This window comes from Streptomyces sp. NPDC028910 (genome assembly GCF_055564955.1).
In genome coordinates this window covers 33,186-50,091 of the sequence record NZ_JBVHVF010000003.1, presented here as the reverse complement: position 1 = coordinate 50,091, position 16,906 = coordinate 33,186, and the positions used below count along the sequence as shown (strand labels likewise).

Below are 16,906 nucleotides of genomic sequence, written 5' to 3'. Positions count from 1 at the left end.
CACGACAGGCACACGGCTGACCCACCCCTGTCCACAGGAGTGGGCCAAGGTGCGCGAGAATCGGGGTGCGCTCATACAGAACCACAGGGAGACCCCGTGTCCGGATTCGTCGAAAAGCCCGAGCCGGTTCAGGTTCCGGGCCTCGTCCACCTCCACACCGGCAAGGTGCGCGACCTCTACCGCGACGAGGACGGCCACCTCGTCATGGTCGCCAGCGACCGCATGTCCGCCTTCGACTGGGTGCTGCCCACCGAGATCCCGGACAAGGGCCGCGTCCTGACCCAGCTCTCCCTGTGGTGGTTCGACCAGCTCGCGGACCTCGTCCCGAACCACGTCATCTCCACCGAGCTGCCCGCCGGCGCCCCCGCCGACTGGGCCGGCCGCACCCTGATCTGCCGCAACCTGGAGATGATCCCGGTCGAGTGCGTGGCCCGCGGCTACCTCACCGGCTCCGGCCTCGCCGAGTACAACGAGACCCGTACGGTGTGCGGCCTCGCCCTCCCCGAGGGCCTCGTGGACGGCTCCGAGCTGCCCGCCCCGATCTTCACCCCGGCGGCCAAGGCCGAGGTCGGCGAGCACGACGAGAACGTGTCCTACGAGGAGGTCGCGCGCACCACCGGCGCCGAGACGGCAGCGATGCTGCGGCAGGCGACCCTGGCCGTCTACAGCCGCGCCCGCGATATCGCCCGCGAGCGCGGGATCATCCTGGCCGACACCAAGTTCGAGTTCGGCTTCGACCCGGAGGACCACAGCCTGGTCGCCGCCGACGAGGTGCTGACCCCGGACTCCTCCCGCTTCTGGCCGGCCGACCAGTGGGAGCCGGGCCGCTCGCAGCCCTCGTTCGACAAGCAGTACGTCCGCGACTGGCTGGCCTCCGCGGCCTCCGGCTGGAACCCGAAGAGCGAGCTTCCGCCGCCGGCCCTGCCGACGCAGGTCGTCGCGCAGACCCGCGCCAAGTACATCGAGGCGTTCGAGCGGCTCACCGGCCAGACCTGGTCGTAGACACGAAGAAGCCCCCGGTCGTGATGACCGGGGGCTTCCCCCTGCGGAGCGGACAACGAGACTCGAACTCGCGACATCCACCTTGGCAAGGTGGTGCTCTACCAACTGAGCTATGTCCGCATGCGCTCTAGCGCGGGATCCACTATACCCAACCTCGCTCGCGCGCGATGCGCACCGCGGTGTGCCGGTTCTCGGCCCCCAGCTTCGTCGCCGCCGAGGACAGGTAGTTCCGTACGGTCCCCTGCGACAGCGCGGCCCGCTCCGCGATCTCCGCGACCGGCGCCCCGTCCGCCGCGAATTCGAGCACCTCGGCCTCCCGGGCGGTCAGCGGCGAGTCCCCCGCGCTGATCGCGTCGGCCGCCAACTCCGGGTCCACATAACGGCCTCCCGCGTGCACGGTCCGGATCAGCTCCGCCAGCCGCTGCGCCGAGACCGTCTTCGGCGCGAAGGCCCGTACCCCCGCGGCCAGCGCCCGCTTCAGATGCCCGGGACGGCCGTGACTGGTCACGATCATGGTCTTGCAGCCGGGGAGCTCGGACCGCAGCGATGTGGCGACCGTCACACCGTCGGCGCCCGGCATCTGCAGGTCCAGCACGGCCACGTCCGGCCGGTGTGCCCGGGCCATCGCCAGTGCCTCGGGACCCGATGCCGCCTCCGCGACGACGAGCAGGTCCTCCTCCAGCGCGAGCAGCGCCGCCAGGGCCCCGCGGATCAGATGCTCGTCGTCGGCGAGCAGCACGCGTACGGGGCTCACGCCCGCACCTCCAGTCGTTGTACGGGGCTCACGCCCGCACCTCCAGTCGTTGCAGTTCCCGGTCCGGTATCTCCGCGCGCAGCCGGAACCGGCCGTCGCCCACCGGTCCCGCCTGCAAGGTCCCGTCCAGCGCCGCGAGCCGCTCGCGCAGCCCGGCCAGGCCCGAGCCCGGCGGCCCGGTGGGAGTCTCGGGCGCCCCGTCGTTCTCCACCACCAGCGTCACGGTGCCCGTCCGCGGGGCCGACAGCCGGATCAGGCAGCTGTGCGCGTCCCCGTGCCGCAGTACGTTCGTCGTCGCCTCGCGCACCACCCAGCCGAGCGCCGACTGGACCTCGGCGGGCAGCTCGCGTCCGGCCCGGAAGTCGACCCGGCAGTCCATTCCGGCTGCGCTGAGCACCCCGCGCGCGCCCTCCAGCTCCACCGCGAGGTCCGCCTCCCGGTAGCCCCGCACCACGTCCCGTACCTCCCGCTGGGACTCCTGGGCGATCCGCTGGACCTCGATCATCTGCTCCACCGCCTCCGGCCGCCCGCGCCGTGCCAGCTGCACCGCCAGCTCGCTCTTGAGTGCGATCACCGCCAGATTGCGGCCCATCACGTCGTGCAGATCACGGCCGAACCGCAGCCGCTCCTCCGCCACCGCGAGGCGCGCCTGGACCTCGCGTGCGCGGTCCAGCTCGTGCACCGTCCTCAGCAGCCAGGCGGAGAACCCGCAGGCCAGGGTCATCAGCAGGCTGACGAAGAAGACCCCGACCCCGTAGCCGAGGACCTCCGGGGCGGACGCCCCGGCGGCCAGCGCCACGCCCGCCGTGGCGGCCGCGGCACCGGGGGCCACCAGGACCATGTGACGGACCTTGGTCAGGTTCAGCGTCAGGGAACCGGTCGCGAAGCCCACCATGTTGATCACGAGGGCGGGCGCGACGCCTTCCTTCTCGATGACGCCCGTCGCGCGCAGGGCCAGCACGGTCACGCAGGTCATGGCCGTCAGCGCCAGCAGCGCCACCGTCAGCCGCACGGGGCGCTCACGGCGGCCCAGCACCCAGTCCAGCGCCCTGGAGGACAGCACTCCGCACAGCGCGACCTGGCTACCCAGCGGCAGGACCAGCGCGGCGGCGGCAGCGCCCCCGCCGGTCGGAGCCAGCCCGGCCAGGACCGCGAAGGCCTCGATCACCACGAAGAAGTGGAACGACCACCGGGTATAGAGCTCGACCTTCCCCGCACTGCTGCGGTTCTTCCACCACCCCGTCAGCTTCGACACGGTTCCCGTCCCCCGACTCGCTCTACCGGCGCGGTTCCCAGCGGAACCACCGCTGGACAGCAAACACGGTGATCACGATCCAGGCCAGCGCGCCCAGCTCGGCCCCCAGCAGCTCCCCGCTCTCCGCGCCCCCGCCCCAGCCGGCCCGCACGAGGGTCATCACCCCGCTCAGCGGCAGCAGTTCGCACACCGAGGCCACCAGGTGCGGCAGCGAGTCCATCGGCATGAACAGCCCCGACCCGAGCACGCAGGGCCATCGCCAGGTCCAGGCGCCGCCGTTCGCCGCCGGACAGCTGCTTGACGCGTACGGAGGACCGCGCGCCCAGACCGACCAGTTCCAGCACCTCCACCGCCGGGCGGGCGCCGGTGGTGACCCCGCCCCACATCCGGACGGTCTCGACCACCGTCAGGCCGGAGGGGAAACCGCCCTCCTGGAGCATGACTCCGGTGCGCGGGCGGACCGCGGCCCGCCGGGTGTACAGGTCGAGCCCGAAGACGCGGACCTGCCCGTCGCTCGGCGCGGCCAGGCCCTCCAGCAGTTCGACGGTGGAGGTCTTGCCGGCGCCGTTGGTGCCGAGCAGGGCGAAGATGTCGCCCCGCGCCACGGTGAAGGAGACGCCCCGCACGGCCTCGTAGCCTCCGGCGTAGCCGCGGCGCAGGCCCTCGGCTTCGATCACGGTCTCGGTCATGACCCAAGCCTCGCGGCGCCCGCGCCGGGCCGGCAGTGCGCGCTGTCATGGCCCCCGATGACATTTGTCAGGATGTCCACCGTCGCGCGCGCCGTGGAAACAACGCAGGAAACATCACGGGGAAACACGAAGAAGGCCCCGATCGCAATGATCGGGGCCTTCTGCATACAGAGCGGACGACGCGACTCGAACGCGCGACATCCACCTTGGCAAGGTGGTGCTCTACCAACTGAGCTACGTCCGCATGCAGTGCACTGCCGGGGCAGTGCGTGCATCACTCTACCCGATCCACCGGAGTGGTCGGAAAGCGATGCAGAGCGGGTGACAGGAATCGCACACTGCGCCTTCCCTCTGGAAGAGGGATGTTCTGCTACTGAACTACACCCGCACGACCTCGGAGGCTTCGACCTGCGGCCTGGCCCCTTGGCGTGATCCACACACTAGCCGACGGATGGGGGTGGATGGCAAATCGGCTCTCAGTGAGCCGCGTTGTAGGCCTCGTAGATCCTCTTGGGGATGCGGCCGCGCGGCGGCACGTCGTACTGGTTCGACCGGGCCCAGGCCCGCACGACCGCCGGGTCCGGCGCGACGGAGGTGTGCTTGAAGGCCTTCCCCGAGCGGGACTGGCGGCGGCCGGCGGCCACGAAGGGGGCCAGGCTCTTCCGCAGTTTCTTTGCGTTCGCCGCATTGAGGTCGATCTCGTACGACTTACCGTCCAGAGCGAACACGACCGTTTCCGCCGCTTCCCCGCCGTCGATGTCATCGGAGAGCGTGACTACTACGCGCTGCGCCACGGATATCGGTCCCTTCGTGCGACGTCGCCGCCTGTTGACGTGCGGCGATGTCGCCTGTGTGGATGTTTCGGGGCAATGCATCTTTCACCGGGAATCCCGGGTGTTTCCTTTGTACCCCGATTCCCATTGCAATGCGAAGCCCAGTTAATTATCTCCGCGTGTCCCGCCGCAATCCCGGGCGCGTGGTTTTCCGGGGGATTTTGCGAAGCGTTGGTGAAGCCGAAACGGCCCGGTGATCAAGGCAGCGGGATATCTACCCGCGTAGAAATTTTGGCCGGGTACGCTGAGGGAACCGCCTTCGCACCAACCACCACACGGGAGTGCCCGATGGCACGCGTCGTAGTCGACGTCATGCTCAAGCCGGAGATCCTCGACCCCCAGGGCCAGGCGGTGCAGCGTGCACTGCCGCGCCTGGGCTTCGATGGGATCGCCGACGTCCGCCAGGGGAAGCGCTTCGAACTGGAGGTGGAGGGACCGGTCGACCAGGCCGCCCTCGACCGCATCCACAAGATGGCCGAAACGTTCCTCGCCAACACCGTCATCGAAGACTTCACCGTGAAGGTCGAGGCCTGACGGTGACCACTCGCATCGGAGTCGTCACGTTCCCCGGAACGCTCGACGACCGTGACTCGCTGCGCGCCGTCCGCCTCGCGGGGGCCGAGCCCGTCTCGCTGTGGCACCGCGACAAGGACCTGCACCAGGTCGACGCGGTCGTCCTCGCGGGCGGCTTCTCCTACGGGGACTACCTGCGCGCCGGGGCCATCTCCCGCTTCTCGCCGGTGATGGAGACCATCATCGAGCAGGCCAAGGGCGGCATGCCCGTCCTGGGCATCTGCAACGGCTTCCAGGTCCTCACCGAGGCCCACCTGCTGCCGGGGGCGATGCTCCGGAACAACCACCTGCACTTCATCTGCCGCGAACAGAAGCTGCGGGTGGAGAACGCGGAGAGCGCGTGGACCGGCGACTACACCGCCGGCCAGGAGATCTCCGTACCGCTCAAGAACATGGACGGCCGCTACGTCGCCGACGAGCGCACGCTCGACGCACTGGAGGCCGAAGGTCGCGTGGCCTTCCGATACCTGGACGGGAACCCGAACGGCTCGCTGCGCGACATCGCCGGCATCACCAACGCCGCGGGCAACGTCGTCGGTCTCATGCCGCACCCCGAGCACGCGGTCGAGCCGCTGATCGGGACCGGCGGCACCGACGGCCTCCCGTTCTTCACGTCGGTCCTGAAGAAGCTGGTCAGCGCATGAGCCTCGACACCGTCAAGAACGCCACCGAAACCCCGGACGCCTCCCAGCCGTGGAAGGAGCTCGGCCTCAAGGAGGACGAGTACGCCCGCATCCGGGAGATCCTCGGCCGCCGCCCCACGGGCGCCGAGCTCGCCATGTACTCCGTCATGTGGTCCGAGCACTGCTCGTACAAGAGCAGCAAGGTCCACCTGAAGCAGTTCGGCGAGAAGGTCCCGCAGAACGACGCCATGCTCGTCGGCATCGGCGAGAACGCCGGCGTCGTCGACGTCGGCCAGGGCTACGCGGTCACCTTCAAGGTCGAGTCGCACAACCACCCCTCGTACATCGAGCCCTACCAGGGCGCGGCCACCGGCGTCGGCGGCATCGTCCGCGACATCCTCGCCATGGGCGCCCGCCCGGTTGCCGTCGTGGACCCGCTGCGCTTCGGCGCGGCCGACCACCCCGACACCAAGCGCGTCCTGCCGGGCGTCGTCGCGGGCATCGGCGGCTACGGCAACTGCCTGGGCCTGCCCAACATCGGCGGCGAGGTCGTCTTCGACGCCTGCTACCAGGGCAACCCGCTGGTCAACGCCGGGTGCATCGGCGTGATGAAGCACGAGGACATCCACCTCGCCAAGGCATCGGGCCCCGGCAACAAGGTGATCCTCTACGGCGCCCGCACGGGCGGCGACGGCATCGGCGGCGTCTCGATCCTGGCCTCGGAGACCTTCGAGTCCACCGGCCCGGCCAAGCGCCCCGCCGTCCAGGTCGGTGACCCCTTCCAGGAGAAGCTCCTCATCGAGTGCACCCTGGAGATCTTCAAGGAGAAGCTGGTCGCCGGCATCCAGGACCTCGGCGGCGCCGGGCTCTCCTGCGCCACCAGCGAGCTGGCCTCCGCCGGTTCCGGCGGCATGCGGGTCGAGCTGGACACCGTCCCGCTGCGCGACGCGACGCTCTCGCCCGAGGAAATCCTCATGAGCGAGTCGCAGGAGCGCATGTGCGCAATCGTCGAGCCGCGGCACGTCGAGCGCTTCATGGAGATCTGCGAGAAGTGGGACGTCATCGCCACCGTCATCGGTGAGGTGACCGACGGCGAGCGCCTGGAGATCTTCTGGCACGGCGAGCAGATCGTGGACGTGCCCCCGGGCACCGTCGCCCACGAGGGTCCCGTCTACCACCGCCCGTACGCCCGCCCCGAGTGGCAGGACGCGCTCCAGGCGGACGACGCGAACAAGCTGCCGCGCCCGGCCACCTCGGCCGAACTGCGCGCGCAGGTCCTCGCACTGGTCTCCTCCCCGAACCAGGCCTCCAAGTCCTGGGTCACCGACCAGTACGACCGCTTCGTGCAGGGCAACACCGTCCTGGCGCAGCCCGAGGACGCCGGCATGGTCCGCATCGACGAGGAGTCCAACCTCGGCGTGGCCATGGCCACCGACGGCAACGGCCGCTTCGCCAAGCTCGACCCGTACACGGGCGCGCAGCTGGCACTGGCCGAGGCGTACCGCAACGTCGCCGCGACCGGCGCCAAGCCGCTGGCGATCTCCGACTGCCTGAACTTCGGTTCCCCCGAGGACCCGGGCGTCATGTGGCAGTTCGCCGAGGCCTGCCGGGGCCTGGCGGACGGCTGCCTGGAGCTGGGCACCCCGGTGACCGGCGGCAACGTCTCCCTCTACAACCAGACGGGCGACGCCGCGATCCACCCGACCCCGGTCGTGGCGGTCCTCGGTGTGATCGACGACGTCAACCGCCGGACGCCGATGGCGTTCGCGGAGGCCGGCCAGCTGCTCTACCTGCTGGGCGACACGGCCGAGGAGTTCGGCGGCTCGGCCTGGTCCCAGGTCGTCCACGACCACCTGGGCGGCATGCCGCCGAAGGTGGACCTGGGCCGCGAGAAGCTGCTCGGAGAGATCCTGATCTCCGCCTCGCGCGACGGCATGATCGACGCCGCGCACGACCTGTCCGACGGCGGCGTGATCCAGGCGCTCACCGAGTCCTGCCTGCGCGGCGGCAACGGCGCGCGGATCGTGGTGCCCGAGGGCCTGGACGCCTTCACCTTCCTGTTCTCCGAGTCCGCGGGCCGGGCCATCGTGGCCGTCCCGCGCAGCGAGGAGCTCCGCTTCACCGACATGTGCGGTGCGCGGGGCCTGCCGGTCACCCGCATCGGTGTGGTGGACGGCGAGGAGATCGAGATCCAGGGCGAGTTCACCCTCCCGCTGGCCGAGCTGCGCGAGGCCCACGAGGCGACGATCCCGGCCCTGCTGGCCTGATCGCGCTGTCGCTGTACGAGGCCCCGTCCACGGTGTGGGCGGGGCCTCGGTGTTTCGTCGGCGGTGTTCACCGTGCTCCTCGGCCCGGAAACCGCATAAGGTCGCCGCATGCCGCCCGCCAGGAAGAAGCCGCGTACCTACGACCCCGCCAGGATCCGCGCGGCCGTCACCGCGCAGTTCGCGCATGTCGGCGAAGCCGTACGGGAGTTGGGGCCCGAGCAGCTGGCGCGGCCCAGCGGGCTCGGGGAGTGGACCGTCGCCGATCTCGCGGCGCACGTCGTCTGGATCGCCGACTCGCTGGCCGGCGGCCTCGACCGGCCCCCCGCCGTCGTCGCCGAGCTCTCGGCGGTCGAGTGGCCCTTCGCCACCGCCTCCCTCGCCGGGAAGATCTCCGAAGCCGCCCGGGAGGCCCTCAGCGAGGGCCCGCTGCCCGAGCTCTACGACGCGGCAGCCGGCCGGATGGCCGAGGCGCTCGCGGCCAATCCGGGCGGTGACCGGGTGCTGACCCTGTGGATCGGGGACATGACCCTGGCCGACTTCCTGGTCACCCGCATCGTCGAGCTGGTCGTGCACACCGACGACCTGAACCGGGCCGCCGGACTGGACATCCCCTTCGACCGCCAGGCCCTCGCGGCCTGCACCCGGCTGCTCGCCGACGCCCTGGCGCTCAAGGCGCCGGGCGGTTCGGTCGAGGTACGGATCCCGCCCTTCGCGGTGGTCCAGTGCATCGAGGGGCCGCGCCACACCCGCGGTACCCCGCCGAACGTCGTGGAGACCGACCCGCTGACATGGATCCGGCTCGCGACCGGCCGTACGGGATGGGCCGAGGCACTCGACGGGGCGCGGGTCAGTGCCAGCGGAGAGCGGGCCGACCTGTCGGCGCTGCTCCCGCTGATGGGCTGAGGAGGGCGTCTCCTCGGCATCAGGGGCGGAACCGTCCAGGCGCCGGCCCCGTCCCAGGAGCATGCGTACCTTCCGGCACGTCCACGCCCCCGCGGGGCTGGCCCTCGTCCTCGCGCTCGCCCTGGCCGGCTGCGGCCGGACCGTGGAGAGCGGCGGCGCCCCGCTCCCCGAGGTGACGGGTTCCTGGGCCGTCGAGTCGGTGACCACCGGCGGCCGCACCCTGCACGCCCCGGAGGCCGCCCGCGTCGACATCGAGCAGGACCAGGCCAGGGGCAACTACGGCTGCAACGGCTTCAAGGCGGGGGTCGTCCTCGACGGCTCCTCCGCCCTGACCGTCACACCCGGCCCCACGACCGCCATGGCCTGCGAGGACATCGAATTCGAGACGGTCTTCGCCAAGCTGTTCCAGGGCCGGCTGACGATCGACCGGGGGCCCGAGCGGCTCACCCTGAAGGCCGCCGACGGGAGCACCATCGCCATGACCGCGAGGCCCCCGGTCCCGGACGCCCCACTCACCACGACCGAGTGGACCGTCGACGCCCTGATCAGCGGCGAGAGCGTGTCCTCCCTGCCCGCCGAGGCCGCCGGCAAGGCCCGGTTCACCCTCGCCGGCGACTCCACGGCGAGCGGCAGCCTCGGCTGCAACCGGTTCAGCGCCAAGGCCACCATCGACGGCCCCTCGGTCACCTTCGGGCCGCTGACCACGACCCGGATCGCCTGCGAGGGCCCGGCGGGCGAGGTCGAGCGGACGCTGACCGAGCTCTTCGGCAGCGGCCCGCTCACCGCGAAGATCGAGGGCCGCAACCTCACCCTCACCGCGTCCGACGGCAAGGGCCTGACCGCCGAGGCGGCCTCCGCCGCCGAATGACCGCGTACCGGTCGACCACGGCTCCCGGATACCGGTACCGATACCGATACCGATACCGAAGGGTACGGTCACCCTGTGTGCTGTGAGATTTCCCGGGCGTCCCCAATTCGGACCAGTGGTCGATCTCGCCTACACTCGGAAGCGTGCCTCGTGGTGATGGACGACTCAACCACGACCTGCTCCCCGGCGAAAAGGGCCCCCAGGACGCTTGCGGCGTCTTCGGTGTCTGGGCTCCGGGTGAAGAGGTCGCCAAGCTCACCTACTTCGGACTGTATGCCCTGCAGCACCGTGGACAAGAGTCCGCGGGAATCGCTGTGAGCAACGGTTCCCAGATCCTCGTCTTCAAGGACATGGGCCTCGTTTCCCAGGTCTTCGACGAAACCTCTCTCGGCTCGCTCCAAGGTCATATCGCGGTCGGTCACGCCCGCTATTCGACCACCGGCGCCTCCGTCTGGGAGAACGCGCAGCCCACTTTCCGCGCGACCGCCCACGGCTCCATTGCCCTGGGTCACAACGGCAACCTGGTGAACACCGCCGAGCTCGCCGAGATGGTCGCCGACCTCCCCCGTCAGGACGGCCGTGCCACCCAGGTGGCCGCCACCAATGACACCGACCTGGTCACCGCCCTGCTCGCCGGCCAGACCGACGACGACGGCAAGCCCCTGACCATCGAGGAGTCGGCCGCCAAGGTCCTCCCCAAGGTCAAGGGAGCCTTCTCGCTCGTCTTCATGGACGAGGGGACCCTCTACACCGCCCGTGACCCGCAGGGCATCCGCCCGCTGGTCCTCGGCCGCCTGGAGCGCGGCTGGGTGGTCGCGAGCGAGACCGCCGCCCTCGACATCTGCGGCGCCAGCTTCGTCCGCGAGGTCGAGCCGGGCGAGCTCATCGCGATCGACGAGAACGGCCTGCGGACCTCCCGGTTCGCGGAAGCAAAGCCCAAGGGCTGTGTCTTCGAGTACGTCTACCTGGCGCGCCCGGACACCGACATCGCCGGCCGCAACGTCTACCTCTCGCGTGTCGAGATGGGCCGGCGCCTCGCCAAGGAAGCCCCCGTCGACGCCGACCTGGTGATACCGACGCCGGAGTCCGGCACGCCCGCCGCAGTCGGATACGCCGAGGCCAGCGGGATTCCGTACGGCTCCGGCCTGGTCAAGAACGCCTACGTCGGCCGGACCTTCATCCAGCCCTCGCAGACGATCCGCCAGCTCGGCATCCGGCTGAAGCTCAACCCCCTCAAGGAAGTCATCCGCGGCAAGCGCCTGGTGGTCGTCGACGACTCGATCGTCCGCGGCAACACCCAGCGCGCCCTCGTCAAGATGCTCCGCGAGGCCGGCGCGGCCGAGGTCCACATCCGGATCTCCTCGCCGCCGGTGAAGTGGCCGTGCTTCTTCGGCATCGACTTCGCCACCCGGGCCGAGCTGATCGCCAACGGCATGACGGTCGACGAGATCGCCACGTCGCTGGGCGCGGACTCGCTCTCGTACATCTCGCTCGACGCGATGGTCGAGGCGACCACCATCCAGAAGCCAAACCTCTGCCGGGCCTGCTTCGACGGCGAGTACCCGATGGAGCTTCCGGACCCGCAGCTCCTGGGCAAGCAGCTGCTGGAGACCGAGCTGGCCGGTGGCACGGACGCCGCCGACGCCCTCCGTCGTCCGTAGGCCCTGCTCGATCCGGCTCAACCTGCGCACGGCCCTGTCTTTCATGCAGCTTCTCCCAGGGCCGTGCAAACACACGCAGTAACGACACGAAAGCTCTCTCCTGTCATGACAGAGAAGACCACCGGTGCCAGCTACGCAGCCGCAGGCGTGGACATCGAAGCGGGAGACCGCGCCGTCGAACTGATGAAGGAGTGGGTGAAGAAGACGCAGCGCCCCGAGGTCCTCGGTGGCCTCGGCGGCTTCGCCGGCCTCTTCGACGCCTCCGCCCTCAAGCGCTACGAGCGCCCGCTGCTCGCCTCGGCCACCGACGGCGTCGGCACCAAGGTGGACATCGCTCGCCAGCTCGGCGTGTACGACACCATCGGCCACGACCTGGTCGCGATGGTCATGGACGACATCGTCGTCTGCGGTGCCGAGCCGCTCTTCATGACCGACTACATCTGCGTCGGCAAGGTCCACCCCGAGCGTGTCGCCGCCATCGTCAAGGGCATCGCCGAGGGCTGTGTCCTCGCCGGCTGCGCCCTGGTGGGCGGCGAGACCGCCGAGCACCCCGGCCTGCTGGGCCCGGACGACTTCGACGTGGCGGGTGCCGGTACGGGTGTCGTCGAGTACGACCGCCTGCTCGGCGCGGATCGCATCCGTACGGGTGACGCCGTCATCGCGATGGCTTCGTCCGGCCTTCACTCGAACGGGTACTCGCTGGTCCGGCACGTCCTCTTCGACCGGGCCGGGATGTCCCTGGAGCAGCACGTCGACGAGCTCGGCCGCACCCTCGGCGAGGAACTGCTGGAGCCCACCAAGATCTACTCGCTGGACTGCCTGGCACTCACCCGTACGGCCGAGGTGCACGCCTTCTCGCACATCACCGGCGGCGGCCTCGCGGCGAACCTGGCCCGGGTCGTCCCGGACCACCTGCACGCCACGGTCGACCGTACGACCTGGGCCCCCGGCGCCGTCTTCGACCTGGTCGGCAAGGCCGGGCAGGTGGAGCAGCTGGAGCTGGAGAAGACCCTGAACATGGGCGTCGGCATGATGGCCGTCGTGCCCGCCCACTCGGTGGACGCGGCGCTGACCGCGCTGGCCGACCGGGGTGTCGACGCCTGGGTCGCGGGAGAGGTCGAGGACCGCGGCGACCGCACCGAGGGCGCGACCCTGACCGGTTCCTACGCGAGCTGAGCAGCACTGAAACCCGGCCCGGGGCTATGCCCTGGACCGGGTTTCAGTCTTTGTCCTGCTCGTGCAGACGCCTCAGAACGTCAAGCGCCGCGACGCTGTGCCGACGGACCGGACTCTTCGTCCTCGTCGTCGTCATCGCTGTTGTACAGATCCGCGTACTTGGCGTACGGGTCGTCGTCGTCCAGATCGTCATCGACTTCGACCGGCTCGCTGATAGGCAGCGGCTCTGTCGGCGATGCGCCCAGCTCATTGGCCAGACGCGAGAGGTCAGTCCCGCCGCTGTTGTACTTCAGCTGGCGGGCGACCTTTGTCTGCTTGGCCTTGGCCCGGCCGCGCCCCATGGCTCGACCCCCTCGGTGACGGGGCTCGACGGCCCCAGAGTCTGACACGCGTTCATGGTTCGGAGCGGGCTCTCCGTGGAGAGACCGTCCGTAGGGGTTTAACGGTACCTGCTTCCGCGGCCATACGGTACGCCGCCCGCATGACGCGCCCCGGTGCAGAACCAGCAAGGCGCCCCGTCCTCGCTGGTCAACCGCGATTTTAACCTTTTCCTGGCGGGCGACCCGCCGAAGCGCAGTGAGTTCCGTCTCGCCGCGCCCCGGCGGGCACGCCCCGGGTCCCGGGAGGGCCTAGAGCGCGCGGGCGGCGCGGGCGTCCGCCATCCGCTGCTCGGCGATCCGGTCGGCCGCCGCGGCCGGCGGGATCCCGTCCGCCTTCGCACGAGCGAATATGGCGAGGGTGGTGTCGAAGATCTCCGACGCCTTGGCCTTGCACCGGTCGAAGTCGAAGCCGCGCAGCTCGTCGGCGACCTGGATCACCCCGCCCGCGTTGACCACGTAGTCCGGGGCGTAGAGGATCCCGCGGTCCGAGAGGTCCTTCTCGATGCCCGGGTGGGCGAGCTGGTTGTTCGCCGCGCCGCACACGATCGTGGCGGTCAGCGCCGGCACGGTGTCGTCGTTCAGGGCGCCGCCGAGCGCGCAGGGGGCGTAGATGTCCAGGCCCTCGACGCGGATCAGCGCGTCCGTGTCGGCGACCGCGGTGACCTTGCCCGGGTGCTTGTCGAGGATGCGGCGCACCGACTCCTCGCGGACGTCCGTGATCACGACCTCGGCGCCGTCCTCCAGCAGGTGCTCGACCAGGTAGTGGCCGACCTTGCCGACGCCGGCCACGCCGACCTTGCGGCCGCGCAGCGTCGGGTCGCCCCACAGGTGCTGGGCGCTGGCGCGCATGCCCTGGAAGACGCCGAAGGCGGTGAGGACCGAGGAGTCGCCGGCGCCGCCGTTCTCGGGGGAGCGGCCGGTCGCCCAGCGGGTCGCGCGGGCCACCACGTCCATGTCGGCCACGTAGGTGCCGACGTCGCAGGCGGTCACGTAGCGGCCGCCGAGGGACTCCACGAAGCGGCCGTAGGCCAGCAGCAGTTCCTCCGTCTTCAGGACGTCCGGGTCGCCGATGATGACGGCCTTGCCGCCGCCGAGGTCGAGGCCGGCGAGGGCGTTCTTGTACGACATGCCGCGCGAGAGGTTCAGCGCGTCGAGGACGGCCTCCTCGTCCGAGGCGTACGCGTGGAAGCGCGTGCCACCGAGGGCGGGGCCCAGGGCGGTGGAGTGGATCGCGATGACGGCCTTCAGGCCGGTGGCTCGGTCCTGGCACAGCACGACTTGCTCGTGGCCGCCTTGTTCCGTACGGAACAGGGTGTGCAGGACGCCGTCGGTCATTTCGGTCACGGTGGTGACTCCCATGGGAGAGATGCGGCGGAAAGACGCCCGCCCTGCGGGTGGGGGAGGGCGTGCTGGGAGCAGCGTAAGACCTGCGGGGCGTCCTTAGGCCACCTGTCCGGGGATCGGAACACTCCCGGAGTACGACCGGCTCCCGCTGCCCTGCCGGAGGGGCCCCGGAGGTGAACCGAGCCCTCAAAGGGGGGAGTACGAGAGCGTGAGCGAATCCCCCGATCCCCTGCTGCCCTCCGCGCGCTCGGCGCCGACCGTCCCGTACGCCTCCTACCTGCGCGTCTACGAGCCCCTGGCGGCCTTCCCGGAGCCGGAGCGCACGTACTGGGCCGACTACGCCCGGCGCGAGGTGACCCCGACCGCCCAGGACGAACTGCGCCGGTCACTGGCGGACTTGGTACGGGTGCCCGTGGTGGCGGTGCCGGCGCAGGAGAGCGCGGACGCGTTCACGGCGGAGGTCGACGGGGTGCTGCTCGTCTGCCCGTGGCGCACCCGGCTGCGCGGCTGGCTGGCGCTCCAGGAACTGGTCGAGTGGTTCCCGCGCCCGGTACTGGACGCGGCGCTCCCGCCGGCGGTGCGCCGGCGGGCGGCCGAGGACTACGAGCGCTGGCGCGAGCGGAACCCGGACGCGCGCCCCTGGATCCGTACGGGGGTGTGGCAGGTCCCGCTGCGCTGGTTCGTGCTGGTGGCGGACGAGGAGCGGGAGTACCGGCCGGGCGAGCGGCTGCGCTACCGGACGCCGATGGTGCAGGCGCGGCGGCGGCTCGCCCGGGGCTTGCGGACCCTGCGCGACGCGGAGGGGTACGGGATGCTCGCCGACGGGCTGGTCGAGGTCGGCAGCTGGCTGGAGGAGTTCCACCCGCGGTCGATGGTCGAGCTGGACTACGGGGGGCTGCTGCACGCGCTGCCGGCGGACCAGCTGGCGGACGACCGGTCGGCCGGGGACCTGGCGGCGGGGATCGCGGCCCTGCGGGCCGGGGACACCGTGGGGGCGGCCGAGGCGTACGGGGAGCTCGCGGAGCGGTGGCGCGCGGTCCGGGAACGACTTTTCGCGAATTAGTCCTGAAGACGGGTGTGGCTTTTTTCCGGCTCGGAGGCGCCCGTACGTACCGTGCCGTATCGGTCGATCGAGTAATAATGGCTGATCAGAGCTTGGATCATGGCATTTGGGGCGTAGTGCCAGGACCTACGTCCCGATACGGGCCATTGGCCCAAGCGTGACGGACCGCACTAACCACACCCTTGCGCCCTTCCCCTACCCTCGTGCCAAAATAGGACAAGGAGTCCGGGGAGGGTTCCTTCCGCCCAACTAAGGGCGGAATGCTCAGCATTGCACGCTACGGGGGGTCTGACGACTCCTGATCGCTCTGTGACTGATCGTCACAGTGGGGTGACTGTCCGTTATGGGACGGTCCATCGGCTTCCGCCGCTGATGAACACCTCGGAGGGCAATTCCGTCGGTTTGGCCGTCGAGGCTGGACGGATGGTGTAGTTGTAGTGCCGAGGACAAGCCGTTCGTCCTATAACCGACTCGGCCCGCGTATGTCCATTTCGGGCAACGCGGGCCAAGGTGCAGAATTTAGAGGAAAGAACCGAGATGGTTCGGTTCTCCCGAGGAGGCCGCTCATGACCGCTCGCACCCCTGATGCCGAGCCGCTGCTGACCCCGGCTGAGGTTGCCACGATGTTCCGCGTGGACCCGAAGACGGTCACCCGCTGGGCCAAGGCTGGCAAGCTCACGTCCATCCGCACCCTGGGTGGACACCGCCGATACCGCGAGGCCGAGGTTCGCGCACTGCTCGCGGGAATTCCGCAGCAGCGCAGCGAGGCCTGAGGTCCCGCAAACACCCCGCTTTAACGGGTCTGTATCGGGTCCCCCAATCCGATGAAACCCACATGGCTTCATACGACCGGTCCTGCCCCAACAGGTTCACCGGTCGTTCGATCGCGCTGGACTCCGCCGGGTCCAGCGCGATCTTTTTATGCCCAGGTCAGGGCGGTCTCGGGCGCGCGCAGGGCACTGGCGGGGTAGGTGCCATTGCACATATTAAATCGAGCGGGCGTAGGGATGCGATAAAAGCACGAGTCTCAAAAACTCGTGCGGTGACTCCCGTCACAGATGATCACTCTTGTATATCCGGTAATGCACCCCGTAAAGGGGATGTGCGTCGGGGGCCGCATCACGCGAACGGGGGATTCTGGATGAAGGCGGCCCACCGGCCCCCACGAGCCGGCCACCGGCGACCTGGGGTGGTCCGCTGACGGGTCGAGGTGCGTCCGAGGCGGTCGGATGCGGGCCGGAGCGGTCCAGGGGGCGTTCAGGGCCGCCCACGGGCGGACACGGCGACAGGGGCCGGTCACGAGCTCCGGACGGGCCCGGGCCCCGCGCCCGCCCCGGCGGTGTCCCGCCAACGCATCAGGGCCCGCATCCCCTGGGGGATACGGGCCCTGACGTTTCTGCGAACCTGACGGGACTTGAACCCGCGACCTCCACCTTGACAGGGTGGCGAGCTAACCAACTGCTCCACAGGTCCTTGATCTGCGGCCGCTCGGCGGCTGCGAATCAGACTGTACCG

General features: G+C 70.2%; 15 protein-coding genes, 4 tRNA genes and 2 pseudogenes. 10 read left to right on the top strand and 11 right to left on the bottom strand.

All coding sequences use genetic code 11. The annotated features are described in order from the left end of the window. Positions 1 to 96: 96 nt before the first annotated feature. Positions 97 to 1,002 (top strand): phosphoribosylaminoimidazolesuccinocarboxamide synthase, encoded by a 906-nt coding sequence (locus tag ACZ4TV_RS05045; protein WP_468130809.1) that lies wholly within the window; start codon positions 97 to 99, stop codon positions 1,000 to 1,002. Between the two features lie 47 nt (positions 1,003 to 1,049). Here the strand turns inward: ACZ4TV_RS05045 and ACZ4TV_RS05040 are convergent. From ACZ4TV_RS05040 to ACZ4TV_RS05005, 8 genes and pseudogenes are all read right to left on the bottom strand, one after another. Continuing rightward, positions 1,050 to 1,122, bottom strand: a tRNA-Gly gene (locus ACZ4TV_RS05040). A 22-nt stretch (positions 1,123 to 1,144) separates the two neighbouring features. Continuing rightward, a complete protein-coding gene (locus ACZ4TV_RS05035; protein WP_468130807.1) occupies positions 1,145 to 1,756 on the bottom strand; it encodes a response regulator transcription factor in 612 nt (203 codons plus the stop codon). A 28-nt stretch (positions 1,757 to 1,784) separates the two neighbouring features. Continuing rightward, positions 1,785 to 3,011 (bottom strand): sensor histidine kinase, encoded by a 1,227-nt coding sequence (locus tag ACZ4TV_RS05030; RefSeq protein ID WP_468130805.1) that lies wholly within the window; start codon positions 3,009 to 3,011, stop codon positions 1,785 to 1,787. A gap of 22 nt (positions 3,012 to 3,033) precedes the next feature. Beyond that, positions 3,034 to 3,255 (bottom strand): annotated as a pseudogene (locus tag ACZ4TV_RS05025) (ABC transporter permease); the annotation flags it as partial. Next, positions 3,230 to 3,700: pseudogene (locus tag ACZ4TV_RS05020) on the bottom strand (ATP-binding cassette domain-containing protein); the annotation flags it as partial. The pseudogenes ACZ4TV_RS05025 and ACZ4TV_RS05020, both read right to left, overlap by 26 nt. Before the next feature lie 171 nt (positions 3,701 to 3,871). Further along, positions 3,872 to 3,944: transfer RNA gene (locus tag ACZ4TV_RS05015), tRNA-Gly, on the bottom strand. A 72-nt stretch (positions 3,945 to 4,016) separates the two neighbouring features. After that, a tRNA-Gly gene (locus ACZ4TV_RS05010) sits at positions 4,017 to 4,088 on the bottom strand. An 88-nt stretch (positions 4,089 to 4,176) separates the two neighbouring features. After that, positions 4,177 to 4,494, bottom strand: a complete 318-nt coding sequence (locus ACZ4TV_RS05005; protein ID WP_468130803.1) for a histone-like nucleoid-structuring protein Lsr2 — start codon at positions 4,492 to 4,494, stop codon at positions 4,177 to 4,179. 327 nt (positions 4,495 to 4,821) lie between these two features. Between ACZ4TV_RS05005 and purS the strand changes: the two genes are divergently transcribed. From purS to purM, 7 genes are all read left to right on the top strand, one after another. Continuing rightward, positions 4,822 to 5,067, top strand: coding sequence for a phosphoribosylformylglycinamidine synthase subunit PurS (gene purS, locus ACZ4TV_RS05000; RefSeq protein ID WP_042801325.1), 246 nt, complete (start codon positions 4,822 to 4,824; stop codon positions 5,065 to 5,067). 2 nt (positions 5,068 to 5,069) lie between these two features. Further along, complete coding sequence (purQ, locus tag ACZ4TV_RS04995; RefSeq protein WP_468130802.1) at positions 5,070 to 5,750, top strand: phosphoribosylformylglycinamidine synthase subunit PurQ; 681 nt, start codon at positions 5,070 to 5,072, stop codon at positions 5,748 to 5,750. Further along, on the top strand, positions 5,747 to 7,996 hold the full coding sequence (purL, locus tag ACZ4TV_RS04990; RefSeq protein WP_468130801.1) for a phosphoribosylformylglycinamidine synthase subunit PurL: 2,250 nt from the start codon (positions 5,747 to 5,749) through the stop codon (positions 7,994 to 7,996). Before purQ ends, purL begins: the two co-directional genes overlap by 4 nt. Before the next feature lie 108 nt (positions 7,997 to 8,104). Then, positions 8,105 to 8,899, top strand: coding sequence for a maleylpyruvate isomerase family mycothiol-dependent enzyme (locus ACZ4TV_RS04985; protein WP_468130799.1), 795 nt, complete (start codon positions 8,105 to 8,107; stop codon positions 8,897 to 8,899). Between the two features lie 61 nt (positions 8,900 to 8,960). Further along, complete coding sequence (locus ACZ4TV_RS04980) at positions 8,961 to 9,767, top strand: META domain-containing protein (RefSeq protein WP_468130797.1); 807 nt, start codon at positions 8,961 to 8,963, stop codon at positions 9,765 to 9,767. A 143-nt stretch (positions 9,768 to 9,910) separates the two neighbouring features. Beyond that, entirely contained in the window at positions 9,911 to 11,428 is a 1,518-nt protein-coding gene (purF, locus tag ACZ4TV_RS04975) for an amidophosphoribosyltransferase (RefSeq protein WP_468130795.1), read from the top strand. 105 nt (positions 11,429 to 11,533) lie between these two features. Further along, positions 11,534 to 12,604, top strand: coding sequence for a phosphoribosylformylglycinamidine cyclo-ligase (gene purM, locus ACZ4TV_RS04970; RefSeq protein ID WP_468130793.1), 1,071 nt, complete (start codon positions 11,534 to 11,536; stop codon positions 12,602 to 12,604). 80 nt (positions 12,605 to 12,684) lie between these two features. Here the strand turns inward: purM and ACZ4TV_RS04965 are convergent, their stop codons facing one another. Both ACZ4TV_RS04965 and ACZ4TV_RS04960 read right to left on the bottom strand, forming a co-directional pair. Beyond that, positions 12,685 to 12,945 carry a DUF3073 domain-containing protein gene (locus ACZ4TV_RS04965; protein WP_031141582.1) on the bottom strand — a complete coding sequence of 87 codons (261 nt, stop codon included), beginning with the start codon at positions 12,943 to 12,945 and terminating at the stop codon, positions 12,685 to 12,687. Between the two features lie 288 nt (positions 12,946 to 13,233). After that, the gene (locus ACZ4TV_RS04960) at positions 13,234 to 14,343 is read right to left on the bottom strand and encodes a Leu/Phe/Val dehydrogenase (protein WP_468130791.1); all 1,110 of its coding nucleotides are present in this window, start codon (positions 14,341 to 14,343) and stop codon (positions 13,234 to 13,236) included. A gap of 193 nt (positions 14,344 to 14,536) precedes the next feature. Here ACZ4TV_RS04960 and ACZ4TV_RS04955 point away from each other — a divergent pair, with 193 nt between their 5' ends. Beyond that, a complete protein-coding gene (locus ACZ4TV_RS04955; RefSeq protein ID WP_468130788.1) occupies positions 14,537 to 15,391 on the top strand; it encodes a DUF8083 family protein in 855 nt (284 codons plus the stop codon). A gap of 566 nt (positions 15,392 to 15,957) precedes the next feature. After that, a complete protein-coding gene (gene bldC / locus ACZ4TV_RS04950) occupies positions 15,958 to 16,164 on the top strand; it encodes a developmental transcriptional regulator BldC (RefSeq protein ID WP_003949541.1) in 207 nt (68 codons plus the stop codon). A gap of 626 nt (positions 16,165 to 16,790) precedes the next feature. Here the strand turns inward: bldC and ACZ4TV_RS04945 are convergent. Then, positions 16,791 to 16,864, bottom strand: a tRNA-Asp gene (locus ACZ4TV_RS04945). Between the last annotated feature and the right edge of the window lie 42 nt (positions 16,865 to 16,906).